Here is a 12,872-nt window from a genome sequence, read left to right as displayed (position 1 = left end):
GAGGAGAAGAAGTGACGCAGCCACGGCGTGAGGTACTCGAGAAGCTGACCCCCGTCCTCACCAAGCGCTGGCTCTCGCCGGACGCCTGGAAGATCGACGTCTACGAGCGGCTGGACGGCTACGCGGCCCTGAAGAAGGCCCTGGACGTGCACCCCGACGACCTGATCCAGCTGGTGAAGGACTCGGGCCTGCGCGGCCGCGGTGGCGCGGGCTTCCCGACCGGTCTCAAGTGGGGCTTCATCCCGCAGGGCGACGGCAAGCCGCACTACCTGGTGGTCAACGCCGACGAGGGCGAGCCGGGCACCTGCAAGGACCTGCCGCTGATGACCTACGACCCGCACTCGCTGGTCGAGGGCATCATCATCGCCTCGTACGCGATCCGGGCCAACCGCGCGTTCATCTACATCCGCGGCGAGGCGGTGCACGCCGCCCGGCGGCTGCGCGCCGCCGTGAAGCAGGCGTACGCCAAGGGTTACCTCGGCACGAACATCCTGGGCTCGGGTTTCGACCTCGACCTGGTCGTGCACAGTGGCGCCGGCGCGTACATCTGCGGCGAGGAAACCGCGCTGCTCGACTCGCTGGAAGGCTTCCGCGGCCAGCCCCGGCTGCGCCCGCCCTTCCCGGCCATCGCCGGTCTGTACGCGAGCCCGACGGTCGTCAACAACGTCGGCACGATCGCCTCGGTGCCGTACATCGTGCTCGGTGGCGCCGACTGGTGGAAGAGCATGGGCACGGAGAAGTCGACCGGCCCGATGATCTATTCGCTGTCCGGCCGGGTCGTCAACCCGGGCCAGTACGAGTGCGGCCTCGGCATCACCCTGCGCGAGCTGATCGAGCTGGCCGGCGGCATGAAGCCCGGCCACAACCTGAAGTTCTGGACGCCGGGTGGCTCGTCCACCCCGCTGCTCACCGCCGAGCACATCGACACCCCGATGGACTTCGAGGGTGTCGCCGCCCAGGGCTCGCTGCTCGGCACCACGGCCATGCAGATCTTCAGCGACCAGGACTGCCCGGTCTACGCGACCTGGCGGTGGCTGGAGTTCTACCACCACGAGTCGTGCGGCAAGTGCACCCCGTGCCGCGAGGGCAACTACTGGATGGTCCGCACCTACCGCCGGATCCTCTCCGGCGAGGGCACCCACGCCGACCTCGACACCCTGCTGGACACCGCGAACAACATCTTCGGCCGGTCGTTCTGCGGCCTGGGTGACGGCGCCGCCACCCCGGTCATGTCCACGCTGAACTTCTTCCGCCAGGACTACCTGGACTACATCGAGGGCCGGACAGCTCCGCGGCTGAACGCCAAGGCCCTGGTTGGAGCGCACTGACATGACGGATGTAGCGAAGAAGACCAACGAGGTCTCGCTCACCATCGACGGCATCGAGGTCACCGCCGAGAAGGGCGAGCTGGTCATCCGGGTCGCCGAGCGGATGGGCATCGCGATCCCGCGGTTCTGCGACCACCCGCTGCTCGCCCCGGCCGGCGCCTGCCGCCAGTGCCTGGTCGAGATCGAGGGTCAGCGCAAGCCGGTCGCGTCCTGCACCCAGGCCGTCGGCGAGGGCATGGTGGTGCACACCCAGCTCACCAGCGAGGTGGCCGACAAGGCGCAGCACGGCATCATGGAGCTGCTCCTGGCCAACCACCCGCTGGACTGCCCGACCTGCGACAAGGGCGGCGAGTGCCCGCTGCAGAACCAGGCGATGTCCAACGGCCGCACCGACTCGCGGTTCCACGAGCACAAGCGCGAGTACGAGAAGCCGATCCACATCTCCAGCCAGGTGCTGCTCGACCGTGAGCGGTGCATCCTGTGCCAGCGCTGCACCCGGTTCTCCGAGCAGATCGCCGGGGACAAGTTCATCGACCTGATGGACCGCTCCTCCGGCGAGCAGATCAACGTCTACCGGGACGACTTCTTCGGCGGCACCGGAACCGGCGACGGACAGGTCGGCGAGGGTGAGGGCGACGTCGCCTTCAACTCGTACTTCTCCGGCAACACGATCCAGATCTGCCCGGTGGGCGCGCTCACCGGCGAGCAGTACCGCTTCCGGGCCCGCCCGTTCGACCTGGTCTCCACGCCCACCTCGTGTGAGCACTGCGCGGCCGGCTGCTCGATGCGCGCCGACCACCGCCGCGGCAAGGTGCTCCGGCGTCTGGCCGGCGACGACGCGGCGGTCAACGAGGAGTGGAACTGCGACAAGGGCCGGTGGGGCTTCCGCTACGCCACCGCCAACGACCGGATCATGAACCCGCTGATCCGCGACGCCAAGACCGGCGAGCTGCGCGAGGCCTCCTGGAGCGAGGCGCTGGTCACCGCAGCCGAGGGTCTCAAGGCCGCCAAGGCGGCCGGTGGCGTCGGGGTGCTCACCGGCGGCCGGCTGACGGTCGAGGACGCGTACGCGTACGCGAAGTTCGCCCGGGTCGCCCTCGGCACCAACGACATCGACTTCCGGGCCCGGCCGCTGAGCGGTGAGGAGGCCGACTTCCTCGCCTCCTCGGTGGCCGGTGGCATCTCCGACGTCACCTACGAGGACGTCGAGAACGCCCCGGCCGCGGTCATCGTCGGGCTCGAGCCGGAGGAGGAGTGCCCCATCCTCTTCCTGCGACTGCGCAAGGCGACCAACCGGGGCTCGCTCCGGGTCACCGCCGTCTCGCCGTACCTCACCCGGGGTTTCACCAAGCTTGACGCCGCGCATGTCGCCGCCGCGCCGGGTGCGGAAGCCAAGGTCCTGGCCGAGGACGCGGCGATCGCCGCGGCCCTCGGTACGCCGGGCGCGCTGCTGATCGTCGGCGAGCGCCTGGCCGAAGTGCCCGGCGGCCTGTCCGCCGCGGCCGCGCTCGCGGCCCGCACCGGTGCCCGCCTCGCGTGGGTGCCGCGCCGGGCCGGCGACCGGGGTGCGGTCGACGCCGGCTGCCTGCCCAACCTGCTGCCCGGTGGCCGTCCGGTCACCGACCCGGCGGCTCGGGCCGAGCTCTCGCTGGCCTGGAACGTCGAGGCCGGCGCCCTGTCCAGCAAGCCGGGCCGGGACACCGACGCGATCGTCGCGGCGGCCGCCAACGGCACGCTCGGCGGCCTGCTGGTCGCCGGCGTCGACCCGGGCGACCTGGCCGACCCGCGGCTGGCCGAGCAGGCTCTCGACAACGTGGGCTTCGTGGTCAGCCTGGAGATCCGCGGCAGCGCGGTCACCCGCCGCGCCGACGTGGTGCTGCCGGTGGCCCCGGCCCAGGAGAAGTCCGGCACGTTCATGGACTGGGAGGGCCGGCTCCGCTCCTTCGGGACGGTGCTGCCGACCACGGCGATGACCGACGCCCGGGTGCTCGAGGCCATCGCGGCGCTCCTCGAGGTGACCCTCGGCACCGGCGACGTGATGGCGATCCGCCGCGAGCTGGGCGCCATGCCGCCGAGCAAGGCGGACCGCCCGGCGGTGCCCGCGGTGGCCGCCGGATCCGTCTCGTCGCCCGCCGCCGGTGAGGCAGTGCTCGCCACCTGGCACCACCTGATCGACTCCGGTTCGCTGCTCGACGGCGACGACGTGCTCAAGGGCACGGCCCGGCCGCCGCAGGTGCGGATCGGCAAGGACCTGGCCGAGTCGCTCGGTGTCGCCGAGGGTGACGCGGTCACCGTCAGCACCGACCGGGGTGGCGTCACGCTCCCGGCCGCGATCACCGACCTGCCCCCGCAGGTGGTATGGCTTCCCACCAACTCGCCGGGCTCCAGCGTTCGTCGCAGCCTCGGCGTCACTTCGGGCGCGGTCGTCCGGCTCACTGCCGGTGCACCGGGACCGATCCTCGCCGAGGGGGCAAACGCATGAACTCGCTGATTGTGGCGGCGCACGCCCAGGATCCTTCGCTGCAGACGTTCGAGGACGACGTCTGGTGGATCACGCTGATCAAGTTGCTCGGCGTGTTCGTGATCCTGCTGCTGCTGACGCTCTTCACGATCAACTACGAGCGCAAGGTCGTGGCCCGGATGGCGGTCCGGCCGGGCCCCAACCAGGTCGGCCCGAACGGCTGGCTGCAGAGTCTCACCGACGGTCTGAAGCTTCCGTTCAAGGAAGAGATCATCCCGAAGACCGCCGACAAGGTGGTCTACTTCATCGCCCCGGTGATCTCCGCGACGACCGCGTTCACCGCGTTTTCGGTGATCCCGTTCGGCGGGGTGGTCAGCATGTTCGGCCACAAGACCGCGCTGCAGCTCACCGACGTGCCGGTCTCTGTGCTGGTGCTGCTGGCCTGCTCCTCGATGAGCGTGTACGGCGTGGTGCTGGCCGGTTGGGCCTCCGGCTCGACCTACCCGCTGCTCGGTGGTCTCCGGTCCAGCGCGCAGATGATCTCGTACGAGGTCGCGATGGGTCTCTCGATCGTCGCGGTCTTCATGACCGCCGGCACGATGAGCACCTCGCAGATCGTCAAGGCGCAGGCCGAGGGCAACCCGTTCCACTTCCTCGGCATGGAACTCACCTCGCCGAGCTGGTACGCGGTGCTGCTGTTCCCCAGCTTCATCATCTACATGATCTCGGCGGTCGGTGAGACCAACCGGGCGCCGTTCGACCTCCCCGAGGCCGAGTCCGAGCTGGTCGGCGGCTTCCAGACGGAGTACTCGTCGTTCAAGTTCGCGATGTTCTACCTGGCCGAGTACATCAACATGATCACCGTGTCGGCGTTTTGTACCACCCTCTTCCTCGGTGGGTGGCGTGCCCCATGGCCGATCACGGCCTTCTGGCACGGCGCCAACTCCGGCTGGTTCGCGCTGATCTGGTTCCTGGCCAAGCTGCTGATCTTCCTGTTCGGCTTCATCTGGCTGCGGGCCACCCTGCCCCGGATGCGCTACGACCAGTTCATGCGCTTCGGCTGGAAGGTCCTCATCCCGGTCAGCCTGGTGTGGATCCTCTTCCTCTCCTACGTGAAGCTCGCGAACAACGAGCTCACCGACCGCACCAAGTGGCTCTCCATCGGAGGCTTGGTCGTCGTCGTCCTGGTGGTGGCCATGCTCTGGCCGGCCAGCCGCAAACCGCGGGAGCTGTCCGTCGAAGAACAGCTGGCCGCCAAGCCACCGGGGAGCTTCCCGGTGCCACCGATGGATCTGCAGGTACCCCCGAGCCCGCGGGCACGCCGCGCGGTGGCCGAACGCACCCCCGCCACCGTCGGCGGCGATACCGAAACCAAGGAGGTGTGACGTGGGGACGTTCACGGGCTCGTTCAAGGGCTTCGGAGTGACCTTCGCGCACATGTTCCGCAAGGTCGTCACGACCGACTATCCGTTCTCGCCACCGAAGCCGGCACCGCGTTACCACGGCCGGCACATCCTCAACCGCCACCCGGACGGCCTGGAGAAGTGCATCGGCTGCGAGCTGTGCGCCTGGGCCTGCCCGGCCGACGCGATCTACGTCGAGGGTGGGGACAACACCGACGAGCAGCGCTTCTCGCCCGGTGAGCGGTACGCGAGCATCTACCAGATCAACTACGCCCGCTGCATCTTCTGCGGGCTGTGTATCGAGGCCTGCCCGACTCGCTCGCTGACCATGAGCAACGAGTACGAGCTGGCCCGCGACAACCGGCAAGACCTGATCTTCACGAAGAAGGAATTGCTGGCGCCGCTGCTGCCGGGCATGGAGCAGCCGCCGCACCCGATGCGGCTCGGCGAGACCGACAAGGACTACTACCTGGGTGCGCTGGACAACCCGGGCACGTCGAAGGGTGCCGAGCGGGCGCCGTGGGCCACCAACGAGGTAGTCGACGGCAGCGGCGAGGCCGCCAAGGAGGGCGTGCGATGAACCACGTCTCCACGGCCGAGGCCGTCGGCTTCTGGATCCTCGGCTCGCTCGCGGTGATCGGCGCGCTCGGCATGGTGATCGCCCGCAACGCGGTGCACTCCGCGCTCTGGCTCGTCCAGACGATGCTCTGCCTGGGCTTCATCTACGTGATCAACTCGGCGCCGTTCCTCGGTGCCGTCCAGATCATCGTCTACACCGGCGCGATCATGATGCTTTTCCTGTTCGTGCTCATGCTGGTCGGCCGGGATGCCACCGACTCGCTGATCGAGACGCTTCGCGGCCAGCGGGTCGCGGCGATCGTGCTCGGCGTCGGCTTCGCCATCCTGATCGGCACCGGCCTGGCCCGGGCGCTCGGCGACACGCCGGTGATCGGCCTCGCCGAGGCGAACAGCGCGAACGGCGGCAACGTGCAGGGCCTGGCGAGCCTGCTGTTCACCCGCTACGTCTTCGCGTTCGAGGTCACCTCAGCCCTGCTGATCACGGCGGCCGTCGGCGCGATGGTGCTGGCTCACGTCGAGCGGGCCAAGAGCGAGATCGCCAACCAGGTCAGCCGGATGACCGAGCGCTTCCGCCCGGGCAACTACCCGGGTGCGAAGGCGGGCCCGGGCGTCTACGCCAACACCATGTCGGTGGCGGCGCCGGGCCGGCTTCCGGACGGCAACGGGTCGGAGCGCACGATCTCGCCGATCCTGCCGGTGCGTGAGCTGACGGCTCAAGAGGCGGCTCCGAAGGGAACCGAGAAGTGACTCCCGACTACTACCTGGTCCTTGCGGGGATTCTGTTCACCATCGGTGCCACCGGGGTGCTCGTCCGCCGCAACGCGATCGTGTTGTTCATGTGCATCGAGCTCATGCTCAACGCGGCGAACCTGGCCTTCATCACCTTCAGCCGGATCAACGGCAGCCTCGACGGTCAGATCATCTCGTTCTTCGTGATGGTCGTCGCGGCGGCCGAGGTCGTGGTGGGCCTCGCCATCATCATGTCGATCTTCCGGACTCGACGCTCGGCGAGCGTCGACGACGCCAACCTTCTGAAGTACTAAAGGGGCCTTCACGTGGAACAGACAGTGGAGTATGCCCACGCGACGGGAACGTTGAGCGGAATCTGGCTTTTGGTAGCCATTCCGCTCGCGAGTGCCGCGATCCTGCTCCTGCTCGGCAAGCGTGCCGACAAGTGGGGTCACTGGCTCGGCGTTCTCGCGGTGGCGGCCTCCTTCGTGCTCGGGCTGGTCTTCTTCATCAAGCTCGGCGGGCTCGACGCGGAACACCGATCCGCCGAACTGAGCATGTGGGACTTCATCGCCGTCGGGAACCTGCACGTCGACTTCGGCCTGCTCTTCGACCCGCTGTCCGGCATCTTCGTCCTGCTGATCACGGGTGTCGGCTCGCTGATCCACCTGTACGCGGTCGGCTACATGGAGCACGACCCGGGACGACGCAGGTTCTTCGGCTACTTCAACCTGTTCGTCGCGGCCATGCTCCTGCTGGTCCTCGGCAACAACTACGTGATGCTGTACTTCGGCTGGGAGGGCGTGGGTCTCGCGTCGTACCTGCTGATCAGCTTCTGGTACGGCCGGCCGTCCGCGGCCACCGCCGGCAAGAAGGCGTTCCTGATGAACCGGGTCGGCGACACCGGCCTGGCGATCGGCATCTTCATCATGTTCGCCACGCTCGGCAGCACCCAATACTCGTACGTCTTCAGCAACGTCGGCGCGCTGTCCAGCACTACGGTGCTGGTCCTCGGCATCCTGCTGCTGCTCGGTGCGGCCGGTAAGTCCGGTCAGTTCCCACTGCAGGCCTGGTTGCCGGACGCGATGGAGGGCCCGACCCCGGTCTCCGCCCTCATCCACGCCGCGACCATGGTGACCGCGGGCGTCTATCTGATCGCCCGCTCCAACCACATCTTCTCGGCCAACCACACGCTGCAGACGATCGTGGTCAGCGTCGGCGCGTTCACGCTGCTGATGGGCTGCATCATCGGCTCGGCCAAGGACGGCATCAAGCGGGTCCTGGCCTGGTCGACGGTCAGCCAGATCGGCTACATGTTCCTCGGCGTCGGTCTCGGCGGCGGGGCGTACGCGCTGGCGATCATCCACCTCGTCGCGCACGGCTTCTTCAAGGCCAACATGTTCCTCGGTGCCGGCTCGGTCATGCACGGCATGCACGACGAGGAAGACATCCGCCGGTTCGGTGGCCTGCGCAAGCACATGAAGTGGACCTGGCTCACCTTCATGATGGGCTGGCTCGCCATCATCGGCATTCCGCCGCTGTCCGGCTTCTTCTCCAAGGACCCGATCATCGAGGCGGCGTACGCCCGCGGTGACTGGACGTCCTGGCTGTTCGGCACGGCCGCGCTGCTCGGCGCGGGCCTGACCGCGTTCTACATGACCCGGCTGTTCGTGCTGACCTTCCACGGGCCGGAGCGCTACACCGAGCAGAACAAGCATCCGCACGAGTCGCCGTTCATCATGACCGTGCCGCTGATGCTGCTGGCGCTCGGCTCGATCGTGGCGGGCTTCCTGCTCAGCCGGCACTCGGCCATCCCGCAGTGGCTCGAGCCGGTCACCGGCGAGGGCGAGCACGACCCGGTGATGAACAAGACCCTGATCTCGATCCTGGTGCTGGCCGTCTCGGTCGGCGGGGCCGGCCTGGCCTGGGCGCTGTTCAGCAAGGGCACCGCCCTGCAGGAGCAGCCGGCCGGCGTGGTCGTCACGGCCGCGCGGCGCAATCTCTACACCGACGCGTTCAACGAGGCGGTGTTCGAGCGCCCCGGCATCTACCTGACCCGGGCGCTTGTCTTCCTCGACAACAAGGGCATCGACGGCCTGGTCAACGGGATAGCCGCCGGTGTCGGCGGCAGTTCCGGGCGACTACGCCGACTGCAGACCGGCTTCGTCCGCTCGTACGCGCTCTCCATGCTCACCGGAGTCGTACTCGTGGTCGGCGCCTTCCTTGCAATCCAGCTGGGGTGGTTGGCGTGAGTGACTTTCCGTTCCTTTCCATCCTGACCGTGCTGCCCTTGGTGGGCGCGGTCGTGGTGGGCGTTATCCCGCGTCGTAAGGCGGAACTCGCCAAGACCATCGCGCTGGTCTGGTCGCTCGTCGTGCTGGTGCTCAGCATCTTCATGTGGGTCGCCTTCAAGATCGACGGTGACCGGTTCCAGTTCCACGAGTCGTACCAGTGGATCCCCTCGTGGGACGCCCGCTTCACCTTCGCCGCCGACGGCATCGCGCTGGTCATGCTGATGCTGATCGCGGTGCTCACGCCGGTCGTGATCCTGGCGTCCTGGCACGACGTGGACGGCGACGGCAAGCGCTCGGCGCCGGTCTACTTCGCCCTGCTGCTGGCCTTCGAGTTCACCATGATCGGTGTCTTCGCGGCCGCCGACATCTTCCTGTTCTACGTGTTCTTCGAGGTCATGCTGATCCCGATGTACTTCATCATCGGATCGTTCGGCGGGGCCCGGCGGCAGTACGCGGCCGTCAAGTTCTTCCTCTACAGCCTGGTCGGCGGTCTGTTCATGCTGGCCGCCGTGATCGGGCTGTGGGTGGTCGGCGGGCACACCTTCGACTTCACGAGGCTGCTGCAGTCGGTCGGCGAGATCGACCAGAACACCTCGCGCTGGCTGTTCCTCGGGTTCTTCGTGGCCTTCGCGATCAAGGCGCCGTTCTTCCCGTTCCACACCTGGCTGCCGGACGCCGGTGGTGCCGCCCCGGCCGGTGCGGCCGCGCTGCTGGTCGGCGTGATGGACAAGGTCGGCACGTTCGGCATCCTGCGCTACTGCCTCCCGCTGTTCCCGGAGGCGTCCCGCTGGTTCGCGCCGGCCGCGCTGGTGCTCGCGGTCATCGGCATCATCTACGCGGCGCTGCTCGCGGTCGGCCAGAACGACCTGAAGCGGCTCGTGTCGTACACCTCGATCGCGCACTTCGGCTTCATCGGGATCGGCATCTTCGCCTTCACCACCCAGGGCGGGACCGGCTCGGTGCTCTACATGGTCAACCACGGCCTGGCCACCGGCCTGCTGTTCATCGTGGTCGGCATGTTCGTGGCCCGGCGCGGCTCCAGCCTGGTCAGCGACTTCGGTGGCGCCGGCAAGCTGGTGCCGGTCCTGGCCGGGGTGCTGTTCTTCGCCGGTCTCGCCTCGCTGGCGCTGCCCGGCACGGCGCCGTTCATCAGCGAGTTCCTGGTGCTGATCGGCACGTTCACGGTGCATAAGGTGTACGCGGTCATCGCGACCGTGGGCATCATCCTGGCCGCCGCGTACGTCCTCTGGATGGTGCAGCGCACCACCCAGGGCACTCTCAACCCGGCCCTCGAAGAGGTGCCGGCCATGCGCAAGGACATCACGCTGCGCGAGAAGGTCGTCGTCGCGCCGCTGATCCTGCTGCTCCTGCTGCTCGGCTTCTACCCGAAGCCGGTCACCGATGTGATCAACCCAGCGGTACAGGCCACCATGCAGGACGTCGGGACGACCGATCCCGGGCCGACGGCGGTCACTGCTAACGGAAGGGTGGCTCGCTAGCCATGGGAGACCTCAAACTTCCCGCCATCGACTACGGCGCACTCGCGCCCATGTTGATCCTCTTCGGGGTCGCCTGCCTCGGCGTTCTCGTGGAGGCGCTCGTCCCGCGGAAGTCGCGGCACGCGATCCAGCTGACGCTCTCCTTCCTGGCGATCATCGCGTCGTTCGTGACCGTGATCATCGAGCACGGCACCCGGAAGATCACCATCGGCGGCGCGGTCGCGGTCGACGGGCCCACCCTCTTCCTGCAGGGCGCCATCCTGGCGCTCGGCGCCGTCTCGCTGATGCTGATCGGCGAGCGGTCGATGGAGAAGGGCGGCGCGTTCGTCTCCCAGGCCGCGATCACCGTCGGCTCGCAGAAGGACCTGCGGCAGGCCGGCGAGCAGCCCGGCGCCACCGAGGTCTACCCGCTGACGCTGTTCGCGCTCGGCGGCATGCTGCTGTTCGTCTCGGCGAACGACCTGCTGACCATGTTCGTGGCGCTCGAGGTCTTCTCGCTGCCGCTGTACCTGCTGTGCGCGCTCGCCCGCCGGCGTCGCCTGCTCAGCCAGGAGGCCGCGCTCAAGTACTTCCTGCTCGGCTCGTACGCGTCGGCGTTCTTCCTGTTCGGCGCGGCCCTCATCTACGGCTTCGCGGGCGGCATCTCGTTCGGCGCCGTGCACGACGCGGTGGCCAACCCGCAGCGCAGCGAGGTCCTGCTGTACGCCGGTCTCGCGCTGGTCGCGATCGGCCTGCTGTTCAAGGCCGCGCTCGCGCCGTTCCACGTATGGACGCCGGACGTCTACCAGGGCGCGCCCACGCCGATCACCGCGCTGATGGCGGCCTGCACCAAGGTCGCCGCGTTCGGTGCCCTGCTGCGCGTGCTGTACGTGTCGTTCGAGGGCGTCCGCTGGGACTTCCAGCCGGTCCTCGGCGTGATCGCGGTGCTCACCATGCTGGTCGGCGCCGTCCTCGCGGTGACTCAGACCGACATGAAGCGCCTGCTCGCCTACTCCTCGGTCGCGAACGCCGGTTACCTCCTGGTGGGTGTCCTGGCGCTCAACGAGGAGGGCCTGAGCAGCACGATGTTCTACCTGGTGGCGTACGGCTTCTCGGTGCTCGCCGCGTTCGGCATCGTCACCCTGGTCCGGGACGCGGACGGGGAGGCCACCCACCTGTCCCGCTGGGCCGGGCTGGGCCGGAAGAGCCCGCTGTTCGCCGGCACCTTCACGTTCATCCTGCTAGCCTTCGCCGGTATCCCGCTGACCAGCGGTTTCACCGCCAAGTTCGCGGTCTTCGGGGCGGCCGTGGAGGGTGGGCAGACCTGGCTGGTCATCTTCGGTGTCATCTCCAGCATGCTGCTCGCCTTCCCGTACCTGCGGGTCGTCGTGCTGCTCTGGCTGAGCGAGCCGGGCGAGTCGACGCCGACGGTCTCCATTCCGGGCTTCATGACGGCGGCGGCCCTGACCATCGGGGTGCTCGCCACCTTCGCCCTCGGCGTGGTGCCGGCTCCGCTGATCGATCTCACTCGGGACGCAGCCCAGTTCGTCCGATAACGATCGCTGTGTGAACGGGCCCCGGCACCTGCCGGGGCCCGTTTTTTAATCAGGAGAAGTCCTAGGCTGCCGGGATGTCGATGGGTGATCACGAGGTGGCCGTGGCCGCCGCCGAGGCCGGGGCGGCGGTGGTGCGGGCCCGGTTCGGGCAGACGCTGTCGCGGGTGGACAAGGGCGCCGGGGACTTCGCGACCGAGGCCGACCTCGAGGCCGAGAAGGCCATCGTGGCGGTCCTGCGCGACGCCCGGCCGGACGACGCGATCCTGGGCGAGGAGACCGGCCGCACCGGCCAGGCGGATCGCACCTGGCTGGTGGACCCGCTCTGCGGCACCCTCAACTTCGCCGCGCGGACGACGATGGTGGCGGTCAACGTGGCGCTGCTGGTCGGGCGCGACATAAGGGCCGCCGCCGCGGCCGATCCGTTCGGCGACGAGATCTTCTGGACCGACCGGTCCGGCGCGTATCTCCGCCGGGACGGCGCCGACGAGCCGCTGCGGCCGTCCGGCGAGTCCCGGCTGGTCGATCTCAACCTGGACCCGCCGTTCCCGAGTGCGCCCGGCTTCCGGGCGGTGCACCTGCTGGCCCACCCCGAGTTCGGCGTCGCCTTCAGCCCGCGGGTGCTCTCCACGACGCTGCCGCTGGCGTGGGTGGCGGCCGGTCGCCGGGCCGCCTACCTGTCCGACGGGCACCGGGACTGGACGGTCCATTCCGCGGCCGGCATCGCCCTGTGCCGGGCGGCCGGCTGTGTGGTCACCGACCTGGCCGGCGATCCGCTGCACACCTCGTCTCGCGGGTTGCTGGCAGCGGCCGATTCCGAGACCCACGCCACGCTCCTGGCGCAGATCGCGGATGGCTGGAAGTGATCGGGCTGTGGGGCCGGGCCCGCCCGGCGGCCCCGCGCGGAGAGTGACCCGGCACACGGCCGGGTTGCTCGGCGGGCGCCGGCATGCCCGTACTTCTGCGGGATTTGGATTTTGATCTTGCTGGGCGCACCCCTGACCCCGAAAGGGTCGGACCCATATGGCATCGTGAAAGCGTGGTGAG

At 68.7% G+C, this 12,872-nt stretch carries 10 protein-coding genes; all 10 read left to right on the top strand.

All coding sequences use genetic code 11. The features are described from left to right. The first annotated feature begins 11 nt into the window (after positions 1 to 11). Complete coding sequence (gene nuoF, locus Ate02nite_RS13095; RefSeq protein ID WP_203804764.1) at positions 12 to 1,328, top strand: NADH-quinone oxidoreductase subunit NuoF; 1,317 nt, start codon at positions 12 to 14, stop codon at positions 1,326 to 1,328. A gap of 1 nt (position 1,329) precedes the next feature. Continuing rightward, positions 1,330 to 3,810 carry an NADH-quinone oxidoreductase subunit G gene (locus Ate02nite_RS13090; RefSeq protein WP_203804761.1) on the top strand — a complete coding sequence of 827 codons (2,481 nt, stop codon included), beginning with the start codon at positions 1,330 to 1,332 and terminating at the stop codon, positions 3,808 to 3,810. Next, positions 3,807 to 5,174, top strand: a complete 1,368-nt coding sequence (gene nuoH, locus Ate02nite_RS13085; RefSeq protein WP_438871195.1) for an NADH-quinone oxidoreductase subunit NuoH — start codon at positions 3,807 to 3,809, stop codon at positions 5,172 to 5,174. Before Ate02nite_RS13090 ends, nuoH begins: the two co-directional genes overlap by 4 nt. A 1-nt stretch (position 5,175) precedes the next feature. Next, on the top strand, positions 5,176 to 5,772 hold the full coding sequence (gene nuoI, locus Ate02nite_RS13080) for an NADH-quinone oxidoreductase subunit NuoI (RefSeq protein ID WP_203804758.1): 597 nt from the start codon (positions 5,176 to 5,178) through the stop codon (positions 5,770 to 5,772). After that, positions 5,769 to 6,518: an NADH-quinone oxidoreductase subunit J gene (locus Ate02nite_RS13075; protein WP_203804755.1), complete on the top strand. Its 750-nt coding sequence runs from the start codon at positions 5,769 to 5,771 to the stop codon at positions 6,516 to 6,518. The genes nuoI and Ate02nite_RS13075 overlap by 4 nt, the downstream gene beginning before the upstream one ends. Continuing rightward, the gene (gene nuoK, locus Ate02nite_RS13070) at positions 6,515 to 6,814 is read left to right on the top strand and encodes an NADH-quinone oxidoreductase subunit NuoK (RefSeq protein ID WP_203804752.1); all 300 of its coding nucleotides are present in this window, start codon (positions 6,515 to 6,517) and stop codon (positions 6,812 to 6,814) included. The genes Ate02nite_RS13075 and nuoK overlap by 4 nt, the downstream gene beginning before the upstream one ends. A 12-nt stretch (positions 6,815 to 6,826) precedes the next feature. Further along, positions 6,827 to 8,752, top strand: a complete 1,926-nt coding sequence (gene nuoL / locus Ate02nite_RS13065) for an NADH-quinone oxidoreductase subunit L (protein WP_203804749.1) — start codon at positions 6,827 to 6,829, stop codon at positions 8,750 to 8,752. Next, the gene (locus Ate02nite_RS13060) at positions 8,749 to 10,293 is read left to right on the top strand and encodes an NADH-quinone oxidoreductase subunit M (RefSeq protein WP_203804746.1); all 1,545 of its coding nucleotides are present in this window, start codon (positions 8,749 to 8,751) and stop codon (positions 10,291 to 10,293) included. Before nuoL ends, Ate02nite_RS13060 begins: the two co-directional genes overlap by 4 nt. 2 nt (positions 10,294 to 10,295) lie before the next feature. Further along, positions 10,296 to 11,828, top strand: coding sequence for an NADH-quinone oxidoreductase subunit NuoN (gene nuoN / locus Ate02nite_RS13055; protein WP_203804743.1), 1,533 nt, complete (start codon positions 10,296 to 10,298; stop codon positions 11,826 to 11,828). Between the two features lie 74 nt (positions 11,829 to 11,902). Then, positions 11,903 to 12,691 carry an inositol monophosphatase family protein gene (locus tag Ate02nite_RS13050; RefSeq protein ID WP_203804740.1) on the top strand — a complete coding sequence of 263 codons (789 nt, stop codon included), beginning with the start codon at positions 11,903 to 11,905 and terminating at the stop codon, positions 12,689 to 12,691. The last annotated feature ends 181 nt before the right edge of the window (positions 12,692 to 12,872 follow it).

It is taken from the genome of Paractinoplanes tereljensis (genome assembly GCF_016862435.1).
GTDB lineage: Bacteria > Actinomycetota > Actinomycetes > Mycobacteriales > Micromonosporaceae > Actinoplanes > Actinoplanes tereljensis.
Note: the sequence above shows the minus strand (reverse complement) of the source record. Positions and strands in the feature narration are given on the sequence as shown.